A 21,441-nucleotide genomic window follows, 5' to 3' on the forward strand; every position below is an offset into this window, starting at 1 on the left:
CAGTCCTGCCAACTAGACAGACTGAATCACTGGTATCTCTGAGTCGCAACCGCGGCCTTTTTCAACGGAATCGGCCACGACCAGACATGCAGTCGAAACCAAAAGGTCGCCCTACTGATATTTCAGGAATCGACTGCGGCAGCGACCCACCTCGAAGAGTTTTACGAAAGACTTGCCCAAATCGAGCAAGGCCCTCACGTGAAGCGCTCGATGATCCCGTAAAGACGCTCGCAGGCTCTTGCGAGATGCTTCCTTGGCACGGTTGCGATGCCCAGAAGGAGTCCCGATCGTCCGGCAGCCGGGCGCGCGTACCAGGCTGACAAGGGGGCTGGTGCAATTCCAAACGCCAGGGTCTCCCTCGCAATGGATGTGTCCGGCGTGCCGTCGGACAATCGCAGTAGTACAGCCAATCCGGCTGTCGCGATGGCGGCATCCTTGACGTGCAGTTGAAGGCACTCCAGCAACGCGTCTCGCTGAGTAGGCACGCTTGGTACGCCGAAGATGGCGCATGTAGTGGCCTTCGCGCATGAACTCGGCGGTCGCAAGCTGCACGGAAGGCCCAGGCGGCGGCGCGAGACATGCGGCGACCTCCGCGAAGCGAGACAGGAGCGTAACGGGCGCGACGAGGAAACCGAGCCTCAACGTGGGACTGATCGTCTTGCTGAAAGAGCCAATGTGGATGACGCACCCATTGCGATCGAGTGAGGCAAGCGCCGGCGCTGCCCGCCCCTTCAGCTGCAGTTCGCTCAGATAATCGTCTTCGATCACCCACACGCCTTCGTGGGCGGCCCAGTCGAGCAGGCGTAAACGCCGCTCCAGCGATAAAGTAAATCCGAGCGGGGCTTGCTGCCCCGGTGTCACGACAACAACCTTCGCGTCCGGGAAGTGACGCAGCCCGTGGTCGACATCGATGCCGCTGGCGTCGACCGGTATCGGTGCAAGCGACAATCTTGCCAGTTCCAGGCCCCGTCGGGTGAACGGGAAGCCGGGCTCCTCGATCCACACTTTCTGTCCCTCAAGCCCAAGAACCCGCAGCGTCAGTCCCAGGCCGCTGCTGTATCCCCCGGTTACGAAGACTTGCGAGGGCGAACATTCGATGCCGCGCGCGATGGCAAGATAACCGGCAACTTCGCGCCGGAATTCAAGTTCTCCTCGCGGGTCTGGGTAATTCGGCGGCGAGCCAACTTCTGCGCGAACGGCATGTGCACGGATTCGCGCGAGCAGCGTGGCCGGAAATGTCTCCTCTGCAGGTACCCCCATCTGGAAGATGGCCGGTCCCTGGGTCATCTGCTGGTACATCTCCATGAACGAACCCGGATCGGGAGGCTGTTCGGACCGGCTCACTGCGCGAGGCCGCTCCGCGACGTGGGTCCCGGTAGTTCGCGAAGCCACGATGAGCTGCGCCGCGGACAGCTTTTCGTAAGCCGCGCGCACGGTGCCGCGCGCAACGCCAAGCTGCGCTGCGAGGTCTTGCCGGGATGGCAGGCGCGCGCCCGGTGCGAGCAAGCCGCTCTCGATGGCCACGCCGATACCATCCCGGATCTGGTCAGCCAGCGGCGTCTTCGCAGAACGGTTGAGTTCCAATCGAAACGGCCTGGCCATGTTCTCGTGGTACACGATTTTTGTAAGTTCTTGGTGCTTTTTTCTGACCCAAGGCAAGGGCATTTCTCCAGGCGAAAGGAGAAAAGTCATGATGATACGAACTCTCGTCGCCGCGTACGCCACCCTTGCCGTTGCAACCAATTCGCCGGCCTTCGCGCATGATGTTGGCGACAAGGTCACGCCGAACTTCGAGCAGGCGATACCAAACATTCCGGGCAAGTCGCTGACCGCCGTCGTCGTCGACTATCCGCCAGGTGCGGCTTCCGTTCCGCACACGCACGCAAGGTCGGCCTTCATTTACGCCTACGTCGTTTCCGGAGAAATTAAGTCGAAGGTGAACGACGGCAAGCCGCGGACCTACAAGGCGGGCCAGAGCTGGTCCGAGCCACCCGGCGCCAGACATCCCATCAGCCGCAATGCGAGCAAGACCAAGCCGGCAAAGCTGCTCGCAGTCTTCATCGTCGATACCGACGACAAGGCACTGACCACACCCGTCAAATGAAAGACTGAACATCCAGGAGAACAACAATGACCAAACGCATCGACTACGACGAGATCGCTCCGAACGGCCTAAAGGCGCTCGGCGGCGTCTATGGCTATGTCATGCAGAGCTTCCCGCCGAGCTGGTTGAACTCGTATATTTGCGTGTCTCGCAGATCAACAACTGTGCCTACTGCCTCGACATGCACACCCGCGACCTCATCAAGAGAGGCGTAAAAGTCGAGAAGCTCGCGCTGGTGCAGGCCTGGGCCGAATCCGGCGATCTCTTCAGTCCGCGTGAGCGTGCCGCGCTTGCTTGGGCCGAAACCGTGACTCGCGTCTCGGAGACCGGCGTGGGTGTTGAGGCTTTCCGGGCCGCGTACACAGTCTTTGCGGAAAAGGAACTGGTCGATCTCACGATCGCAATCGGCCTGATGAATGCCTACAACCGGATCGCCATCAGCTTCCGGAAAACGCCGCAGGCAATACTCGAACATGAGCGCGTGCGTCGGAGCGCGAGCAGCCAGGGAGCTTCGTTATGAAGATATTCGTTGCTGGCGCGACCGGCGCCGTGGGCCTTCCGCTTGTGCGGGCGCTATGCACGCTTGGTCATCAGGTGACCGGCATGACACGCGCCGGTCCGGGCGCAGACCGTCTCCGCGAACTTGGCGCCTCGGCCTCCGCCGCTGACGCATTCGATCCGAAGGCAGTACGCGATGCGATCGAGGCGGCGGCGCCGGATGCGGTGATTGACCAATTGACCTGGCTTCCCGCCAATCCCGCCGACACCATCAAGTCCATGCCCAATGATACCCGCCTTCACCGTGAGGGCGGGAGGAATCTACTCGCTGCGGCCAACGAGCTCGGCGTCAGGCGCTACATCCTGCAGTCGCGTGGCTTTTACCTCGATGCTCCCCGAGGACAACTCGCCGACGAGACCGCCAAACTCCGCTATCACGCGCCCGGCGAGATCGGCGAGAGCACGCGCGCCATCGGAGCGTATGAGGATCGTGTCCTGGCGTCGGCAGCCCTGGAGGGCGTGGTTTTGCGCTATGGCTTCTTCTACGGTCCCGGCACGTGGTACCGCCCGGACGGAGCCATCGCCGAGCAGGTGCGTAATCGCGAGTTGGCGATCATCGGCGAAGGCAACGCCGTCTGGTCCTTCGTCCACATCGATGACGCGGTCGCCGCAACGGTTGCCTCAGTGAGAGCTGAACCCGGGATCTATAACGTCGTGGACGACGATCCGCTGTCCATCTCCGAATGGCTGCCGGCCTTCGCCACCCGAGCCGTCACGGGTGAGCGTGGAAGAGGCGCTGAAGACCGTGGGCGAGGAAGCGGTCTACTACCATACGAAGCTGACGGGTGCCTCCAATAGCCGCGCTAAAGCGAAGCTCGGGTTTGCGCCGCGCCCGTTGCTTTGGAAAAGGCCGCCCAGGTGAAGGCAGATTGCGCGATGATCCTCTTTTACCCCTGATTTGCCCGACGCGTCAAGCTAATTTCTGTAAATCCGCAATCACGTCCGGCGGGCGTCACGTACTGTGCATGGGGTTGTTTTTCAGATTTTGATGGAGAGCGCCATCGGGGCCGCTCCCGCGTCAGGTCGCAAACCCCGGTCCGGCCTTCGCCGCGTTCATGCGCGAGCGGATCAGGAGCAGCGCGACGATGCCGATGTTGAGCGCATTCCACGCCACGCCGTTGGCGAAGGCGGCGGCGTAGGAGCCGGTGGCATCAAAGATCACGCCGGAGATCCAGCCGCCGAAGGACATGCCGAACACGGAGGCGAAGATCACGATGCCGACGCGGGTCGCCGCTTCGCTGGCCGGCATCGCCTCGCGCACGATGATGGCGTAGCTCGGCACGATGCCGCCCTGGAACAGGCCGAACATCGCGGAAATCAGAAAGAGCGAGGTCAGGCTGTCGAAGAACAAATAGAAGACGAGCGCAAAACATTGCGCCAGCGATCCGACCAGCAGCGTACGGATGCCACCGATCTTGTCGGCGAGGTAGCCGGAACCGATCCGGCTGACGATGCCGCAGCCCATCATCAGCGACAGCATCTCCGCGCCGCGCGCCACGCCGTAGCCGAGGTCGCCGCAATAGGCGACGATGTGGACCTGCGGCATCGCCATCGCCACGCAGCAGGAGATCGAGGCGATCGACAGCAGCACCGTCAACGTGTTGGTCGACAGCCCGAGATCGACGCGCGGCGGCGGCGCGTTGGCGTGATTGCGAACCTTGTCGTCGCCGATCTGGGCGCGCAGGATCAGCACCAGCATCGCCATCGTGCTCGCGCAGACGATGCCAATTCCAATGTGGGTCATGCGCCAGCCGGCGGTCTGCACGCCCCAGTTCACGATCGGCGGCCACATCGCGCCCGCGATGTAATTGCCGCTTGCCACGATCGTCACAGCGAGGCCGCGATAGCGCTCGAACCAGTGCGAGGCTTCCGCCATCAGCGGCGCAAAAGTCGCTGATGTCCCGAGCCCGATCAGGAAATACACCGCCACGAACTGCCAGAGCTGGGTCGACACCCCGGCCAGCACGTTGGCGACGCCGAGAAAGGCGATGCTGATCGCCATCGCCGGCACGATGCCGAAGCGATCGGTGATCTTGCCCGCGATCACGCCACCAAGGCCGAAGCCGAACATCATGAGCGTGAAGGCCAGCGACACCGCGCCGCGCGTGGCTGCGAATTCGGCCTGCACGACGGGGATCACGACCACGACCGCCCACATGCCGACAGCGCCGATCGACCCGATCACGAGCGCAAGCACGAGCCGCACCCAGGCCTGACGCGAATCAGGGGTGAAGCCGGCCGGACGTTGCGGGTGATTTGGCGCGTGCACGGCGCGACCTTCTTCGGTGACCGCCTTGCGGTCAAGCATCATGCTACGATGTTGGGCATGCGCGGTGCACTGCGGTAGGAAGAGCTTGGCGGAACCAGGCTTTGCCATTACTTTGTAATCTGCGTGTGCATCATTGCCGCGCGAGGGCATGTGACGGGATGTTGTTGCAATTGACGCGATCGATGCGGATCAAGGTGGGGCGGTTCGTCGCCCTCGCCTATCTGTTCTGCGTTCTCGCGCCGGCAGCAGCCCTTGCCTGGGGCAGCAGTGCCGCGCCGTGCCTTGGCGATGATCTGCAGACCGTCGTTCTCGCGCCGGAGCACCATCACGGCGCGAGCCAGATGCACGCCGACGGCGGCCATGATCACGCCGCTGCGCATGCGCATCACCAGACCGTTGCGCAGGATGCGCCCGCACAACATCATCATGACGGCAAGGGCACACCTGGCCCCTGCTGCGCGATGATGTGCGCGAGCGCGCTGCCGGCCACCCTGCCCGACGTCGTCAAGCCGGTCCAGCCGATCTCGGCCTGTGCGCCCGAGATCGCGGTGAGCCTGCACAGCGAGGCGCCGCCCCTGCTCTACCGTCCTCCCATCGCCTGATCTGACGTCACGACGTGAGGCCTCGCGCATTTTGCGCGCACGGGCTCGTGGTCATCAGACAGATCAGGGATTACCCATGCTTACGCTTCCCGGGGCGAGGTTTGCCGCCGCATCTGCGGCGCGCGGACGGCACTTTGGATTCATCTGGCCGATCCTGGCTACAACGGCGCTCGCGTTGTCCGGCTGCATGCCCGCGACAACAGCGCCGCACGCGAGCGCTGATCCTGCCGATCCCGCAGCGAAAGCCGCGCGCGTCGATTATCGTTCGACGATCGCGCCTTACAGCAGCCTGCGACCCGCGACGCCTGCGCCATGGCGCGAGCGCAACGACAGTGTCGCGCCGCCAACGAAGTCGGATCGGTAGGAGAGCGCCGTGGCACACCCATTCGCGCGCGGCCTGCTCGCATTCGCCGCGCTTGGCCTTTCCGGCTGCGCTGCGTTCTCGCCGGACAGCGGCATGAGCACCGTCGCGGACCTGACCGGCCGGACCATCAACAAGGATGTCGCTTTCGTGCGGACGGCCGAGGGGGCCGACGCAGTCAACGACGGCGTTCGCCGCCTGCTGTCGCGCGCGCTGAGCGCGGATGCCGCCGTGCAGATCGCGCTGCTCAACAACAAGGGGCTGCAAGCAGCCTATAACGAGCTGGCGCTGGCCGAGACCGATCTCGTCGAGCAAAGCCTGCCGCCGAATCCGGCCTTCTTGGTCTCGCGGATTTCGGGCAATGGCGCCAGCGAGGTCGAGCGGCAGGTGGTCGGCGACATACTGGCGCTGGCGATGCTGCCGTTCCGTTCCGAGATCGCCCGCGACCGTTTCTGCCAGGCGCAGCTGCGTGCGGCACTGGCAACACTGCGGCTCGCAACTGACACGCGGCGCGCCTATGTCCGCGCCGTTGCCGCCAACGAGATGGTGGCACTGCTGACCGATGCGAAGTCGACGGCGGAGTCCACCGCGCAACTCGCCGTGAAGCTCGGCGAGACCGGCTCGATCAACAAGCTCGATCAGGCCCGCGAGCAGGTGTTTTATGCCGAGACCACCGCCGATCTCGCCACCGCCCGCCAGGCGGCAACGAGTTCGCGCGAAAGGCTCGCGCGGCTGATGGGGCTGTGGGACGACGGCCTCGACTTCCGCCTGCCCAACACGTTGCCGCCGCTGCCGCGCCGGACGCTCGCGCTACCTTCGATCGAGACCGATGCGGTCGCCCATCGCATCGACTTGCAGATCGCGCGGCTCGAGCTCACGGCGCTGGCAAAGTCGCTCAATCTTACGGAGGCGACGCGCTTCGTCACGCTGCTCGATCTCGCCGGCATCTCCCGCCGCACGCAGGATCCTGAAGGCGCGCCATTCCGCGAGCGCGGCTTCGACGTGCAGTTCCAGATCCCGATCTTCGATGGTGGCGAGGTGCGGGTGCGGCAGGCGTCCGAGACCTACAATCTCGCCTTCAATCGCCTCACCGAGCGGGCGGTCAACGTGCGCTCGGAAGCACGCGATGCTTATCGCGTCTACCGCTCGACCTACGACATCGCCAGCCACTACCAGCGCGAGATCCTGCCCCTGCGCAAGATCATCACCGAGGAGATGCAGCTTCGCTTCTCCAGCATGCAGGTCGATATTTTTGCGCTTCTGACCGAGGCACGCCAGCGCCTCGCCTCGCTGCGCGGGGCGATCGACGCGAAGCAAAAATTCTTCCTTGCGCAGTCCGATTTGCAGACCGTCGTCAACGGCGGCGGAGCGCCTGCGGGCGGCAGCGACAATTCGACGACCATCGCCGCGGCAGCGCCTGCCGATGGCGGGCACTGAGATGGAGGCCAGCATGTATTCCCGCAGAGGATTTTTAGGCACCGCCGCACTTGCAAGCGCGTCAGCGATCAGCGACCGCGTCCAGGCCGCATCGATTCCGGAAGCCCCGCACATGAACAAGGTGGTGATGCAGCCGCCGTTGCATCCGACCAGCGGGCCCGACTATCGCCCCGTCGTCACGCTGAATGGCTGGACGCTCCCGTTCCGCATGAACGGCGGCTGGAAGGAATTCCATCTCGTCGCCGAGCCCGTGGTGCGCGAATTCGCCGAAGGCATGAAGGTCAACCTCTGGGGCTATAACGGCCAGTCGCCGGGCCCGACCATCGAAGCCGTCGAGGGCGACAAGGTCCGCATCTTCGTCACGAACAAATTGCCCGAATACACCACGGTGCACTGGCACGGCATGATCGTGCCGAGCGGCATGGACGGCGTCGGCGGGCTCAATCAGCCGCACATCCCGCCCGGCAAGACCTTCGTCTACGAGTTCGAGATGAAGAAGAGCGGGACCTTCATGTACCACCCGCATTCTGACGAGATGGTGCAGATGGCGATGGGCATGATGGGCATGGTCGTCGTGCATCCGCGCGATCAGGATTTCCGGCCCGCCGACCGCGACTTCGTCTTCGTGATGAGCACCTATCGCGTCGACCCCGGCACTTATTTGCCAAAGGTCAACGAGATGACCGATTTCAACATGTGGACCTGGAATTCGCGGGTATTTCCCGGCATCGATCCCTTAGCCGTGCGGCTCGGCGACAAGGTGCGCGTGCGCATCGGCAATCTCAGCATGACCAACCATCCAATCCATCTGCACGGCCACAGCTTTGCGGTGACCTGCACCGACGGCGGCTGGATTCCCGAGAGCGCGCAATATCCGGAGACGACGACCGACGTGCCGGTCGGCGCCGTGCGCGTGTTCGACGTTCTCGCCGACAATCCCGGCGACTGGGCGTTCCACTGCCACAAGTCGCATCACACCATGAACGCGATGGGCCATGACATGCGCAATCTCATCGGCGTCTCGAAGAAGGATCTCGCGCGTGCGGTCGGCAAGCTCGCGCCCGACGCCATGGTGATGGGCCAGTCGGGCATGGCGATGGGCAACATGGAGATGCCCGCGCCCAACAACACGCTGCCGATGATGATGGGCTCAGGCCAGTTCGGGCCGATCGAGATGGGCGGCATGTTCACAGTGATGAAGATCCGCGATGGGCTCGCGCGCGACGATTATAGCGATCCCGGTCCCTATCAATTCCCGCAAGGCACCGTCGCCTATGAGGTCGCATCACCGGCCGCGGAGCCGGCACGGCAGCAGAACGCACCGATGAAGAAAATGAAGATGTGAACGAACGTTTCGACGACCAGCAACTGGAGAACAAGATGAAGAAGACGACAATGATCCTACTTGCCGCACTTTCGCTTTTGGCCGCGCCTGCACTCGCACACGAGCATCATGCCCATGAGAGCTTTTCGGCCGGCGAGCCCGGCGATCCCAACAAGCCGGCGCGCATCATCGAGATCGCGCTGAGCGAGATGGCCTATGAACCCTCGCGCATCATCGTCAAGCGTGGCGAGCAAATCCGCTTCGTGCTGCGCAACGTCGGCAAGGAGGACCACGAATTCCTGCTCGCCACCACGAAGGAAAATCTCGCGCATGCCGAGGTGATGAAGAAGCATCCGCATATGGAGCACGACGACCCCAACGGCGTGAGGCTGGCGCCGGGCAAGACGACCGAGATCGTCTGGAAATTCACCAAGGCCGGTACGTTCGAATTTTCCTGCCTGATCCCCGACCACCGCGACTACGGCATGGTCGGCCGTGTCACAGTGAAGTGAGCAATGGAGAACTCCCATGAACCGCATCGCCGCCGCACTGACGCTGAGCATCGGCCTGTCTCTCGGCGCGCTCGCTGCCGAGGGCGCCGCGATCAGCGGCGAGGTCAAGAAGATCGACGAGGGCGCGGGCAAGATCACGCTCAAGCACGGACCGGCCAAAAGCCTCGGCATGGATGAGCCGATGACCATGGTCTACCGCGTCAAGGACCCGGCGGTGCTGAAGCAGGTCAAGATCGGCGACAAGGTCACCTTCGAGGCCGAGGAGGCGTCGTCGGGGTATACGGTGACCAAGATGCAGAAGGCGAAGTAGGGCGCCTGCCACAACTACCGTCATACCGGGGCGGCTCGAAGAGCCGAACCCGGAATGACGCCGCGTTTTGATCCCTTCCTCCACCCTCTCGTTAACCCTTTGCTAACCATACACCGGGCAAAAATTGCCGGGTGAAGTCGAGTGTCGTCGGCCGCGTAAAACGGGAGCTCCCGTGGACGCCAGTGCGGTGCCTCACTTTCGGAACGGTGGCCCATCGGCCGCCGCGCAGACGTTTGGCGCGCGTGGGCGGCAATCGCGCGGGGAGGCAGCAACGATGGTCGACGTCACTGCAGGTCAAGGCGTGGGCAGCCCGAAGCCCGGCCTCCCCTCCCTCACCGAGATCGGCAACATCCTCAAGCGCGGCGACATTGCGCTGGCGCTCGGCATCCTCACCATCCTGGTGGTGCTGATCCTGCCGCTGCCCTCGATCGTGCTCGACCTCTTCCTGGCGATCTCGATCACGCTCTCGATCTTGATCCTGATGACCTCGCTCTTCATCCAGGCGCCACTGGAATTCTCCGCCTTCCCGACCATCCTCTTGATCTCGACCATGTTGAGGCTTTCGCTCAACATGGCCTCCACCCGCCTGATCCTGTCGCACGGTCACGAGGGCACGGATGCCGCCGGCCACGTCATCGAAGCCTTCGGCAGCTTCGTGATGGGCGGCAATTTCGTCATCGGCATCATCGTCTTTGCCATCCTGATCATCGTCAACTTCGTCGTCATCACCAAGGGCTCGGGCCGCATCGCCGAGGTCGCCGCGCGCTTCCACCTCGACGCCATGCCCGGCAAGCAGATGGCGATCGACGCCGATCTGTCAGCCGGCCTGATCGATGAGAAGGTCGCCAAGGAGCGCCGCAAGGCGCTGGAGGACGAGAGCGGCTTCTTCGGCGCCATGGACGGTGCCTCGAAATTCGTCCGCGGTGACGCCATCGCCGGTCTTCTGATCGTCTTCATCAACGTCGTCGGCGGCATGATCATCGGCGTCGCGCAACAGGGCCTCTCCTTCGCCGACGCCGGGCGCAGTTACACGCTGCTGACCGTCGGCGACGGCCTCGTCACCCAGGTGCCGGCGCTGATCGTCTCGACCGCGGCCGGCTTGCTCGTCTCAAAGGCCGGCGTCTCCGGGGCCGCCGACAAGGCGCTGATGAGGCAGTTCTCCGGCTATCCGCAGGCGCTCGCGATGTCGTCGGCAGTGATGATCGTGCTGGCGATTCTGCCGGGCATCCCGACCATCCCTTTCCTCGCGTTGGGCGCCGGCGCCGGCGCGCTCGCCTGGTCGGCGCGCAACCACAAGCGGAGCACGGCCAGGGCCGAGGCGGCCGCCAAGGCCGCTCCTGCCCCCGGAACGCCGGGCGCGCCCGGCGCCGCCGCGGCGGAGGAGCCGATCTCGGCAGCGCTCAAGATCGACGATCTCAAGATCGAGCTTGGCTATGCGCTCCTGCCGCTGGTCAACGGACCCGACGGTACCGACCGCCTCACCGAGCAGATCAAGGCGCTGCGCCGCTCGCTTGCCATCGAGATGGGTTTTGTGATGCCGGCCGTCCGTATCCTCGACAACGTCCAGCTCGAAGCAAACACCTACATCATCAAGATCAAGGAGGTCGACGCAGGCACCGGCAAGATCTGGCCGAACCAGTTCATGGTGATGGACCCCGCGGGCAACCAGGTGCAGGTGCCGGGCATCCACACCACTGAACCGACGTTCGGCCTGCCCGCGACCTGGATCGATGCCAGCCTCAAGGAAGAGGCTTCGCTCAAGGGCTACACCGTCGTCGACGCCGCGACCGTGCTTTCCACCCACCTCACCGAGCTGCTCAAGACGAATATGTCTGATCTCTTGTCCTATGGTGAGGTGCAAAAGCTGCTCAAGGAGCTACCGAAGGAGCAGAGCGAGCTGGTCAAGGACATCGTGCCGGGGCAAGTCACCATCTCCGGCATCCAGCGCGTGCTGCAACTCCTGCTCGCCGAACGCATCTCGATCCGTGATCTTTCGACCATTCTTGAAGGCATCGCCGACTCGCTCGCCTTCTCGCGCAATCCCGCGACCATGGTCGAGCATGTCCGCGCCCGCCTCGCCCGGCAGATCTGCGCGCAGAACACTTCCTATAACGGCTACCTGCCGCTGATCGCGCTGTCGGCGAAGTGGGAACAGGCCTTTGCCGAATCCATCATCGGCCAGGGCGAGGAGCGCAGCCTCGCGATGCAGCCCTCGAAACTCTCGGAGTTCATGACCGCCGTGCGCGAGGCCTTCGAGCGTGCGGCACGTGAGGGCGAGGCGCCGGTGCTGGTCACCTCTGCGGCAATTCGTCCCTTCGTGCGCTCCCTGGTGGAGCGGTTCCGCGCCCAAACCACCGTGCTGTCGCAGGCGGAAATCCATCCGCGGGCGCGGCTGAAAACGGTCGGAAGCATCTGATTTGCTTCTGATTTGCTAGAGTTCCGTCTGTGTTTTTTCGCCACAGGCAACTGGTTTTTGTAATTTTTGGGCAACCCGCTGATATGGTTCAGGAACTACCTACCACTTAGCTAACGGACTGAGTTACCTTAATAAATATTCACGATCGCGATTTTTCGATCGCGATCGTTCACGTGTTTTCACGCCCTTGTGATCGCCCCTTGGGAACGAATCCACCCAATACTAGGTTGTTGGGCACCGAAGGCATGAACCTCGCCGATGAAGCCGGCGACTACTTCGGTAGATGGCGGCAGGAGGCTTCCATGAACCACTCGATCTACAGCGCGGATCGATCGACCCATCTGAAGATCGTGGTCGTCGCCCTCGTTGTTGGCGTCGCGGTGGCGGGCCTCGGCATCACGGCGCGATCGGGTTCCGATGACGGCACGACCCAGACCGCCCGCGTCATCAAGGCCGGCAAGCCGGTTGTGATCACCAGTTCGAACGCTTCACTCGTTCGCTAAGGAGATTGAACGGAATTCAGGAATTCACGTGGCTCTTTACCAGCCCCCCAAAGTCGCCATGTGGATATGTAGACGACCCCAACCCCAAGTCGACTACAGAAAGCGCCCGCCCCCCACGGGCGCTTTCTCATGTCTGGGGTGCTGATTTTCCCTGCGGGCGACGATCGCCGCCGAGACGGCACGCTACATCTCCCCACCCACCACCGTCATTCCCCGCGAAAGCGGGGAATCCAGTACGCCGCGGCTTCTCTGTAACCTCGCGCTGTCTCTGGAATACTTAATCGTCCGCATTCGCGGACGATGACACGGAGAAGGCGGCGGGCGCGGTTATTTCCTCGGCGGCGGTGCCTGCACCGTCGGCGCGGCAGCGGCGAACAGATCTTCTTTCCTGCCGGTGAGCGGCGGGTAGATGCGCTGGTGATTGATGATGTGCTTCGTCGCTTTCGCCGCAGCGCCTGTCGTGCGCACCTCTCTGTCCCAGCCTTCAGTATAGAGCGCGCCCCAGCCGCCGAGATCGAGCACCGTCACATACCAGTCGATCTGCAGCGGCAGCAGCGGCTGGCCGACGAGATCGGCGACCACATTGTGGCCGGCGAAGCGGCCCATGGGGCGGGCGAACTGGCAGGACATCACGGTCGGATGCAGCCCGTCGACCACGCTCGAGGCGACATCGCCGGCGGCGAAGATATGGGGGAGATCGGCGATGCGCATAAAGGGATCGACCAGGATGCGACCCAGACGGTCCCGTTCGACCGGAAGCGTCGACGCAATCGGGCTCGCGCGCATGCCGGCGCACCAGATCACCGTCTGCGTCGGAATGACTTCGCCGGAGCTCAAGCGGACGCCGGCCGCATCCATCGCCTCGACCCGCACGCCGAGACGGGTCTCGACATCGAGCGCTGCGAGCGCCTCGTTGATGACGGGACGGGCCCGCTCGCCGATGGTCGCGCCGACAACCGGGTTCGGATCGACCAGGATGACACGGCCGCCGGCGATGCCGGCCCGCGCGAACCGGTCCGGCATCTCGGCGGCGACCTCGATACCGGTGAAGCCGGCGCCGACCACCAACGCCGTCGTTCGCCCCGGCGCCAGCGCGCTGCGGCCAAGCGCGTCGAGATGGTTTTCAAGCTTTCCGGCTGCGGCAAAAGTGTCGACGTCGAATGCGTACTCGGCGAGCCCTGGAATATTCGGCCGCGGCACCTCACTGCCGAGCGCCAGCACCAGCCGATCATAGGCGAGGGTTTCGCGCGCGCCATTCGCGGCAATGGTGACGCTGCCTTTCGCCACCTCGATAGCTTCGACGTCACCGAGTCTGTGACCGACACCGACGGGATCGAGCAATTCTGAAAGCGGAAGCGCAACCTTGCTCAGATCCACCTCGTAATTGCGCACGCGGATGTTGTGATAGGGATTGCGGTCGATGACGAGGATCTCGATGTCGCTGCCGGCCGCACCGATCTCGTCGCGCTTGCGCGCAGCGCCGATGGCGGCCCATAGCCCCGCGAACCCGGCACCGAGCACAATGACACGCGCCATCCCAAGTCCTGCTGCCCTAGTCCTGCCTGCGCAGCCTACGGCCCGAGCGTCCGCGCCACGCGCACACTCATATAGCTCATCCGGTTCGGCGGGCCAAACCAAAGGCGCGCGGCGGAGCGGCGGGTCTGGAGCGCGCGGCTGAAGGCGCCGCCGCGCAGAACGTGGCCTCTGCAATCATCCGTGATCCACGCCGAGCCATCATTCGGCGCGCCAACGTAGTTGTCGTGCCAACAATCCTCGACCCAGTCGTAGACGCTGCCATGGACCTCGAAGAGGCCGAAGGGATTAGCCGATGGCAGCGTGGATGCCGTGGTCGCGATCGTCACGATGCCGATATCGGCGACCAGATCGGCGGCCGCGATATCGGCCAGATGCGGATCGGCGCCATCGCCCCACCAAAAGGCGGTGGTCGTGCCGCCGCGCGCGACATATTCGCGCTCGGCTTCGCTCAGGAGCCGATAGGGACGCCCCGTCAATCGCGACAGCCACTGCACGTAGTGGCTGGCCTCCTGCCAGAGGATGCCGCTCACCGGATCGCGCACGTGCTCCGGCTCGGTCGGATGAGGATTGCAGGCCTTGGCCGCCACGCAGGCGCTCCACTCATCGACGCTGACGGGCCAACGTCCCGCAGCGAAGCGCGGCAACGTCACTTGGTGCTGCGGCCGCTCGTCCTCGGTGCTGCCCACCTCACTTGCGCTCGCCCCCATCATGAAGCTGCCGTCGGAGACGACCACCATCTCGGGGCAATGCGCGCATTCCCTGAAGCGATCCTTGGGCCTGAGCGCCGCTTCCTCGCCGCGCGAGAGCGGCTTTGACAGGCGCATGTCGAGGATCGCGGTATCGGTGCTCGCCAATGCCAGGCTGATCGGAGCCTGCTCGATGGTTTGCGCCGACGCGATCGGTGCCGAAAGAGCGGACATCAGCAAGGCTAACAGGGCAAACGGCCGGTCAATGAACCCGCCCATGAGACCCTCCCGGTCACGTCAGTGTGACCTCTAAAATGACTTCTTCAAAACGTGCTTCGAACTCCTGCGAAGCTCGCCGGCGAGCGGCACAATTGCGTGCGAAAAGCGGCGCCGCGGTTCTCGTCAATGCGATGATGATGCGAGGTGAATGTTTCAGGCGTGTTTCACGGCGCGCGAAAGCAGCTTCGCGATGAAGCGCTTTACCGCTTTTGACGGCGACAAAACGTCTCAATTTCACGCGCGGCGTGCGCCGGCTGCGAATTCACGACATGATTGCAGGCATCGGCGCGATCACGTCTCGCGCAGCTCCGACGGAGTCGCGCCGAACCGCTTGCGGAAGGCGCGGTTGAAATAGGACAGATCCGCAAAGCCCGAGGAATGCGCGATGTCGCTGATCTTGCGTGCGCGCGATCGCGGATCATGCAGCAGCTTTCGCGCGAGCAGCAGGCGCTGCTCGAGCACGAACTCGGTGAAGGTGGTGCCCGCTTGCTCGAACAGGCGCTGCGCCTGACGCGGGCTGAGGCCCGAGCGTCCGGCGATTTCCGACAGGCTGAGATCGCTGCGCCCCAGCGCCGACATCACGTCGGCGCGCATCAGATCGAGACGCGCGGCGGCGTGGCCGCGACCGCGGGCAAGCGCGGCATGCTCCGCATCGGTACCGAGCAGGAGGCCAACGAGATCGACCATGTGCTGCGCGGTGAGGCGCTGGCCAACCGCATCGAGATGCGGCGCGTGATTGGCGGCGAGCGCATGATAGCGCGTGATGGTTTCGGCGACCGCACCGTCGGAGAGGAGTTGCGAGATCTTCTCCTCGGCGCGCGGATTGATCTCGAGCAGCGCGCGGCGCGGCATGCGAATGGTGGTGAAACGATCCTGCTCGGTATGGCCGACGGTGCCGGTGACGCTGAGATCGGCGAGCACCATCTGCGACGGCACGAGCTCGATGGTGTGGCCGTTCTGCTGGACGCGGACGAGACCCGAATGCGCGGAAATCAGCACGAGATCGTCACAGCCGTCGGCGAGGCCTTCTCGCGTGCGCGAGAACTGCGCGGAGGCGCCTTCGGGAATTCCGAGCACGATGTTGCCGACCAGGCTGACCTGCAGTCGGCAATCGATGCTGTCGCCGCGGCTGGGCGCGACGTCGAGCCCGCACGATCCGAAAGCCCGCTCACGCCAGTGCTCGAACGCCGGGCCGTGCGGCAGCCCAGTATACTGATGAATGAAGATGCCCGGCGGCTTCGTTGGATCCAGCATTCGATATCTCTCGCCCCTTCACTCCGGCGCGAACCGCGCCGGCACAGCCAAATTGCGCGAATTTGACGCAGTGAAACGGAAGGAGGTTCAAATGGGGCGCTGGAGACCGCTCGAATTGTCGGGGTGCGACGCTGAGATGGACCATAGCGACACCGCAGACCGGAGAACTACGGACTCAGCCATCGCGAGTGTGGAAGACGCGCTTGTCGCACTCTCGCTGTCATCGCCCGCCTTGTGCGCAATTGCGCACTGGGGCGGGCGATCCAGTATTCCAGAGGCAGTGATGGGATACGGAGAAGCCGCGGCGTACTGGATTCCCCGCTCCAGTGCGCAGTGGCACACAAGGCGGGGAATGACGGCGGTGGGTGGGTAGCGTGTAGCCCGATCGACGGCGTCACTACTTCTTCGCGCCGGCCGGCGCCTGCGGCTGGGACGGCACCGTCTCGATCAGCTTGCCGGAAAATACCGGCGCGGATGTCGGCTGGCCGCTGGGCGAACCACCCGCCGGCTCGACGGTGACGGCGTAGGTGGCGGCATTGATGACGTCGGCATCGTAGCCGGCGAGCACCGGGCGCGCGGTGAAGTCGCCATTGTTGATTACGCCGAGCGAGCGCGGGCGCGGCAGCTTGTCGGAGATCAGCCAGAGCTCAAAGCTCTTGCCCGGCTCCGGAGTGGCACCCACTTTACGCACCGTGAAATTCTTGGTCGCGCCGTCGATGGTGAGGATGAAGGCAGGGCCGCCACCCTGCCCCTGCAACAGCGCGACATATTGCGATGACGACGTAAGCGGCGCGGCAGGCGTCTTCACCTCGACGTTTTGAATCTGCGGCGCGGGACGGAGCGCGCCAGGCAGCGCATCGGGCCGCAGGATCTGAAGCGACAGCACCACGAAGAGCGCAGCGGCAAGCGCACTGAGGGCGGACGCTATGCGTCGCCAGCGCTTCACGCGGCCTTCGAGATAGACGACGTTGGTGTCGTCGACGATTGGCACCTGCGAGACGGTGACATCGGGCGCATGGACTTGCGGCATGAATCGCGGTGCGATATCGGGCGCAGCTTCCGGCTCGGCCGGCGGCTCCGGCACCTCCGGCAGTGGTGACGTCGACGCCTCAGGCCGCGCCTGCGGCTCCTCTGTTGCCCGAGTCGGACCGATCGCGGCCTTGATGTTTTCCCACACGATTGGCCGCGGCTCGACCGAACCGACCATCTGGTTCAACACGCCCAGCCGCAATTGCCAGGCCTGCACGAGACCGGCGAACTCCTCGTCCACCGCCATCATGGTCTCGACCTGCGCGCGCTCGTCGGCATCGAGCGTGCCGAGCGCATATTCCGCGGCAAGCACGATATGGTCCTCAGTGTAGGCCATCAATGTCCTCCACCTCTCCCCGATGGGGAGAGGTGGACCGTCGTTGCTGCACTAGCTCGTGCCACTTTCGTCATCATCTAAAGCCCAAGGCACTCCCGGATGTCCATCATGCTGCGCCTCAGCCACGTCTTCACCGTGTTGACGGGCGCGGAAAACTTCTGCGCCAACTGCTCGCGGCTCCAGCCGTTGTAATAGGCGAGAAGCACGAGCTTCTGGCGGTCCGGCTCGAGCCGGCCGACACATTCCAGGAGCCGCTTCAACTCCTCCGTCATCTCGCGCCGAGCAAGCGGATCGGGGCTGTCGGCGGCAACCTCCATCGCCTGAGGCTCCTCCTCGATCGAGGCTTCGGTCTTCTTGCGCACCAGGTCGATAGCGCGGTTGCGCGCGATCGACGCCATCCACGTGATCGGCGAGGACAGCGCCGGATTGAACTGGCCCGCGCAGTTCCAGATCTTGACGTAGGTCTCCTGAATGACCTCCTCCGCGAGATCCTGTCGGCGCAAGATACGGAGCACGACTCCATAGAGTTTCGCGCGCGTGGCGCCGTAGAGGCGCTCGAAAGCCGCCTCGTCGCCCTTCGCCACCGCCGCGATCAGCCAGACCAGATCTGCTGGCGTCAGCATTCAGTCCCCCAACGCGCCGCTTCACCTCTCCCCGGCGGGGCGAGGTCGATTTGCGCAGCAAATCGGGTGAGGGGGCTCAGGGCTCACGGGAGATCGTAACCCCTCACCCGGCGCTCCGCGCCGACCTCTCCCAAAAGGAAGAGGTCGACACCTCCGTCGCTGGCACAGCTCTCATCCCCACCACCATAGCGCGCAGCAAAGCCCGTCACCAAGGGGCCGGGCGCCACGCTGTGGACATCGCACGCGAAAAGCCCGGCCCCCGTTAGGGTCCGGGTTCACGCAATTCCCTGGCTGTGGGCCTTGAGCGCCTCAGGCGATGGCGCCGATGCGGGCGCGCATCAGGCCGATGCTGTCGAGGTCGGCCTGCTCGCGGGCGCTCTCCTCGGCGCGCTCGCGCGCCTGGTCGCGCTCGTCCAGGAGCTCGACCTTCTTCAAATCCTCAAAAGCCTCGGCCAGCGCGCCCTTGGCCTCTTCGAGCTGGCCCTTCAGCTCATCGGCCGAGCGGGTCAGGTTCTCGCGGCGCTGGATCGCGGCCTTGGCATAGGTCGGATAGGCAAAATGCGAGGGATCGTTGATCCCGGCGCGCTCCTGCTCGGTCAGGATCTCGCGCTCGAGATCGACAGACATGCGCTGGAAGTCCGCGATCATGCTCTCGATCTGGGTGACCCTGCGGCGCTTCTCGTCGACCTGAAATTTCTTCAGGCGGATGAGCGTTTCACGTGACTTCATCGACTCGTACTCCCCAGAAGTCCCTTAGCTGCACGTGGGACAACACCGGTCTCCCCGATCCCGAAACTGGGCCCCGACCGGCTCTGCTACTCTGTGGGGCGGATGATGGCCTGACAAAGTTAGCGTTCCGTTTCCAAATTCTGGAGGATTTGCGCCAACTGGCGGTAGCCGTCCGCCAAACCGGCACTTTCGTCCTTGCGCTGCCGCAGGAAGGCCTCCAGTGGCTCATGGAGCCGGATCGCCTCGTCGACTTCGGGGCTGGATCCCGCCCGGTAGGCACCCAGCCGGATCAGTTCCTCCATGTCGGCATAGGTCGCCATCACCTGACGGGCCTTCTGAATGGTCGGCCAGAACTGCGGATCGGCCGATTTGGGCATGGTGCGGGAAACGGATTTGAGGATGTTGATGGCGGGGTAACGCCCGCGCTCGGCAATGGATCGCTGCATCACGATGTGACCGTCGAGGATGCCGCGGACGGCGTCCGCGATCGGCTCGTTGTGGTCGTCGCCGTCGACCAGCACCGTGAAGATCGCGGTGATGGCACCAACTCCCATGCCGGGACCTGCGCGCTCCAGGAGCTTCGGAAGCTCGGTGAAGACGGTCGGCGTATAGCCCTTGGCGGTCGGCGGCTCGCCGGCGGAGAGGCCGATCTCGCGCTGGGCCATGGCGAAGCGCGTCACCGAGTCCATCAGGCAGAGCACATCCTGATCCTCGTCGCGAAAATATTCGGCGATCGCCAGCGTCAGGTATGCGGCCTGCCGCCTCATCAGCGCCGGCTCGTCTGATGTCGCGACCACGACGACGGAGCGCGCCAGGCCCTCTTCACCCAGGTCGTCCTGCAAGAATTCCTGCACCTCGCGGCCGCGTTCGCCGATCAGGCCGATGACGCTGACATCGGCGTCGACGTTGCGCGCGAGCATCGACAGCAGCACGGATTTGCCGACGCCGGAGCCGGCAAAAATGCCCATGCGCTGGCCACGGCAGCAGGTCAGGAACGTGTTGAGCGCACGCACGCCGAGGTCGAGCGGCGCTCCGACGCGTTTCCTCGAATGCGCCGGTGGCGGCGAATTGCGGAACGGCATTGGCGAGGTGCCCTGCAGCAGCGGCCCCTTGCCGTCGATCGGCTCGCCCAGCGCATTGACGACGCGGCCGAGCCAGGCCGCCGACGGCCGCACCTGGTTGGCGGCATTCGCGATCACGGCCTTGCAGCCGCGCCGCACGCCTTCGAGTCCGGCAAACGGCATCACGACAGCGTTGTTGCCGGAAAAGCCGATCACCTCGCAGGGAATGAAACGGTTCGCGCCGGTCTCGATCACGAGCCTCGCGCCCACCGACATCGCGTGAATAGGACCGGCGACCTCGACCATCAGGCCACGCACGCCGACGACGCGACCGTATATATTGACGCCGTCGATGTCCCCGATCTGCTCGGCGAGCGCCTTCATGACTTAGCCTTCATTCGGGCCCTTCATGACGAAACCCTTAAATTTCGCCACATTTCTGAACGGCGCTTAACTTCGTGTTTACCCGCATCATTAATCATTGCGTCACTGTCTTTGTGACTGAGCGCCTGCCCGACAGAAGAAGGGGAGTCGCGAGAGTCGGTTAGGCCCGTCTCTTAAAGTGGAACTTGAACGGAACCGGGTGACGAAAACTGCTTCTGCGCAATATCTTAGGGCGATTCGACAAAAATTGCACCGTGAGGACTTGCGTTCCAGAATCAGACTTTGTTAACCATGTGACGTCAGGATCCGAATCAGTTGTTCAAAGGCGTTTTGTTGAGTGCCGCGAATGCGGCCGACCTGACGCCCGGAGCGGCGACTATGGGGAACTGGCATGCGCGTTTTGCTGATAGAAGATGACAGCGCCGTCGCGCAGTCGATCGAGCTGATGCTGAAGTCTGAAAGCTTCAACGTCTATACGACCGACCTGGGGGAAGAGGGCGTCGATCTCGGTAAGCTATACGATTACGACATTATTCTTCTCGACCTCAACCTGCCCGACATGTCCGGCTACGACGTGCTCAAGCAGCTCCGGGTCTCCAAGATCAAGACACCGATTCTGATCCTCTCCGGCCTCGCCGGCATCGAGGACAAGGTCAAGGGTCTCGGCGTCGGCGCCGACGACTACATGACCAAGCCCTTCCACAAGGACGAGCTGGTGGCCCGCATCCACGCCATCGTGCGCCGCTCCAAGGGCCATGCCCAGTCGGTCATCCAGACTGGCGACCTCGTCGTCAACCTCGACACCAAGACGGTGGAAGTCGGCGGCCAGCGCGTGCATCTGACCGGCAAGGAATACCAGATGCTGGAGCTGCTCTCGCTCCGCAAGGGCACGACCCTCACCAAGGAAATGTTCCTCAACCACCTCTATGGCGGCATGGACGAACCGGAACTGAAGATCATCGACGTCTTCATCTGCAAGCTCCGCAAGAAGCTCGCCAACGCCTCCGAAGGCCGCAACTTCATCGAGACCGTGTGGGGCCGCGGCTACGTGCTGCGCGAGCCGCACGAGGCCGACGAGCGGATCCCGGCCTAAGACTTCCTTCTGTCGCGAGCCCAAGGGCTCGCTC

The 21,441-nt window shown here is 63.9% G+C and carries 19 protein-coding genes and 3 pseudogenes; 12 read left to right on the forward strand and 10 right to left on the reverse strand.

Features of this window, described 5'->3' with window-relative positions; genetic code table 11:
* Window positions 1–194: 194 nt before the first annotated feature.
* Window positions 195–1,602 (reverse strand): annotated as a pseudogene (gene pdxR, locus SO140_RS40885) (MocR-like pyridoxine biosynthesis transcription factor PdxR).
* Between the two features lie 88 nt (window positions 1,603–1,690).
* Here pdxR and SO140_RS40890 point away from each other — a divergent pair.
* The 3 genes and pseudogenes from SO140_RS40890 to SO140_RS40900 all read left to right on the forward strand — a co-directional run bounded on the left by SO140_RS40890 (window position 1,691) and on the right by SO140_RS40900 (window position 3,524).
* Window positions 1,691–2,104, forward strand: a complete 414-nt coding sequence (locus SO140_RS40890; RefSeq protein ID WP_449383567.1) for a cupin domain-containing protein — start codon at window positions 1,691–1,693, stop codon at window positions 2,102–2,104.
* 26 nt (window positions 2,105–2,130) lie between these two features.
* A pseudogene (locus tag SO140_RS40895) lies at window positions 2,131–2,624 on the forward strand (carboxymuconolactone decarboxylase family protein).
* A pseudogene (locus SO140_RS40900) lies at window positions 2,621–3,524 on the forward strand (NAD-dependent epimerase/dehydratase family protein). Before SO140_RS40895 ends, SO140_RS40900 begins: the two co-directional pseudogenes overlap by 4 nt.
* Before the next feature lie 156 nt (window positions 3,525–3,680).
* On the opposite strand, the gene SO140_RS40905 reads toward SO140_RS40900, so the two are convergent.
* Window positions 3,681–4,973: an MFS transporter gene (locus tag SO140_RS40905; RefSeq protein ID WP_449383569.1), complete on the reverse strand. Its 1,293-nt coding sequence runs from the start codon at window positions 4,971–4,973 to the stop codon at window positions 3,681–3,683.
* A 140-nt stretch (window positions 4,974–5,113) separates the two neighbouring features.
* Here SO140_RS40905 and SO140_RS40910 point away from each other — a divergent pair, with 140 nt between their 5' ends.
* The 8 genes from SO140_RS40910 to SO140_RS40945 all read left to right on the forward strand — a co-directional run bounded on the left by SO140_RS40910 (window position 5,114) and on the right by SO140_RS40945 (window position 12,396).
* A complete protein-coding gene (locus SO140_RS40910; protein ID WP_449383570.1) occupies window positions 5,114–5,533 on the forward strand; it encodes a hypothetical protein in 420 nt (139 codons plus the stop codon).
* A 76-nt stretch (window positions 5,534–5,609) separates the two neighbouring features.
* Window positions 5,610–5,897, forward strand: a complete 288-nt coding sequence (locus SO140_RS40915) for a hypothetical protein (protein WP_449383571.1) — start codon at window positions 5,610–5,612, stop codon at window positions 5,895–5,897.
* Between the two features lie 9 nt (window positions 5,898–5,906).
* Complete coding sequence (locus SO140_RS40920; protein WP_474802913.1) at window positions 5,907–7,331, forward strand: TolC family protein; 1,425 nt, start codon at window positions 5,907–5,909, stop codon at window positions 7,329–7,331.
* Window positions 7,332–7,344: 13 nt separating this feature from the next.
* Window positions 7,345–8,676, forward strand: coding sequence for a multicopper oxidase family protein (locus SO140_RS40925; RefSeq protein WP_474802915.1), 1,332 nt, complete (start codon window positions 7,345–7,347; stop codon window positions 8,674–8,676).
* Window positions 8,677–8,711: 35 nt separating this feature from the next.
* Complete coding sequence (locus tag SO140_RS40930) at window positions 8,712–9,167, forward strand: cupredoxin domain-containing protein (RefSeq protein ID WP_474802917.1); 456 nt, start codon at window positions 8,712–8,714, stop codon at window positions 9,165–9,167.
* Between the two features lie 16 nt (window positions 9,168–9,183).
* Complete coding sequence (locus SO140_RS40935) at window positions 9,184–9,477, forward strand: copper-binding protein (RefSeq protein ID WP_474802919.1); 294 nt, start codon at window positions 9,184–9,186, stop codon at window positions 9,475–9,477.
* Window positions 9,478–9,751: 274 nt separating this feature from the next.
* Window positions 9,752–11,893, forward strand: coding sequence for a flagellar biosynthesis protein FlhA (gene flhA / locus SO140_RS40940; protein WP_474802921.1), 2,142 nt, complete (start codon window positions 9,752–9,754; stop codon window positions 11,891–11,893).
* Between the two features lie 302 nt (window positions 11,894–12,195).
* Complete coding sequence (locus tag SO140_RS40945; RefSeq protein WP_449383577.1) at window positions 12,196–12,396, forward strand: hypothetical protein; 201 nt, start codon at window positions 12,196–12,198, stop codon at window positions 12,394–12,396.
* Between the two features lie 327 nt (window positions 12,397–12,723).
* Here SO140_RS40945 and SO140_RS40950 read toward each other — a convergent pair whose 3' ends face one another.
* The 8 genes from SO140_RS40950 to fliI all read right to left on the reverse strand — a co-directional run bounded on the left by SO140_RS40950 (window position 12,724) and on the right by fliI (window position 20,314).
* Window positions 12,724–13,932 carry an NAD(P)/FAD-dependent oxidoreductase gene (locus tag SO140_RS40950; RefSeq protein ID WP_449383578.1) on the reverse strand — a complete coding sequence of 403 codons (1,209 nt, stop codon included), beginning with the start codon at window positions 13,930–13,932 and terminating at the stop codon, window positions 12,724–12,726.
* Window positions 13,933–13,967: 35 nt separating this feature from the next.
* On the reverse strand, window positions 13,968–14,897 hold the full coding sequence (locus SO140_RS40955) for a formylglycine-generating enzyme family protein (protein ID WP_474802923.1): 930 nt from the start codon (window positions 14,895–14,897) through the stop codon (window positions 13,968–13,970).
* Between the two features lie 13 nt (window positions 14,898–14,910).
* Window positions 14,911–15,135: a hypothetical protein gene (locus SO140_RS40960; RefSeq protein ID WP_449383580.1), complete on the reverse strand. Its 225-nt coding sequence runs from the start codon at window positions 15,133–15,135 to the stop codon at window positions 14,911–14,913.
* Window positions 15,136–15,188: 53 nt separating this feature from the next.
* Window positions 15,189–16,151, reverse strand: coding sequence for a helix-turn-helix transcriptional regulator (locus SO140_RS40965; protein ID WP_474802925.1), 963 nt, complete (start codon window positions 16,149–16,151; stop codon window positions 15,189–15,191).
* A 397-nt stretch (window positions 16,152–16,548) separates the two neighbouring features.
* Window positions 16,549–17,517: an anti-sigma factor gene (locus tag SO140_RS40970; protein WP_474802927.1), complete on the reverse strand. Its 969-nt coding sequence runs from the start codon at window positions 17,515–17,517 to the stop codon at window positions 16,549–16,551.
* A 77-nt stretch (window positions 17,518–17,594) separates the two neighbouring features.
* On the reverse strand, window positions 17,595–18,140 hold the full coding sequence (locus tag SO140_RS40975; protein ID WP_474802929.1) for a sigma-70 family RNA polymerase sigma factor: 546 nt from the start codon (window positions 18,138–18,140) through the stop codon (window positions 17,595–17,597).
* A 309-nt stretch (window positions 18,141–18,449) separates the two neighbouring features.
* Window positions 18,450–18,869, reverse strand: coding sequence for a flagellar export protein FliJ (gene fliJ / locus SO140_RS40980; RefSeq protein WP_449383583.1), 420 nt, complete (start codon window positions 18,867–18,869; stop codon window positions 18,450–18,452).
* A 119-nt stretch (window positions 18,870–18,988) separates the two neighbouring features.
* Window positions 18,989–20,314 (reverse strand): flagellar protein export ATPase FliI, encoded by a 1,326-nt coding sequence (gene fliI, locus SO140_RS40985; protein WP_027527630.1) that lies wholly within the window; start codon window positions 20,312–20,314, stop codon window positions 18,989–18,991.
* 391 nt (window positions 20,315–20,705) lie between these two features.
* On the opposite strand from fliI, the gene ctrA reads away from it, so the two are divergent.
* Window positions 20,706–21,407, forward strand: coding sequence for a response regulator transcription factor CtrA (ctrA, locus tag SO140_RS40990; protein ID WP_016848562.1), 702 nt, complete (start codon window positions 20,706–20,708; stop codon window positions 21,405–21,407).
* Window positions 21,408–21,441: the final 34 nt, after the last annotated feature.

It is taken from the genome of Bradyrhizobium sp. UFLA05-108, assembly GCF_059803455.1.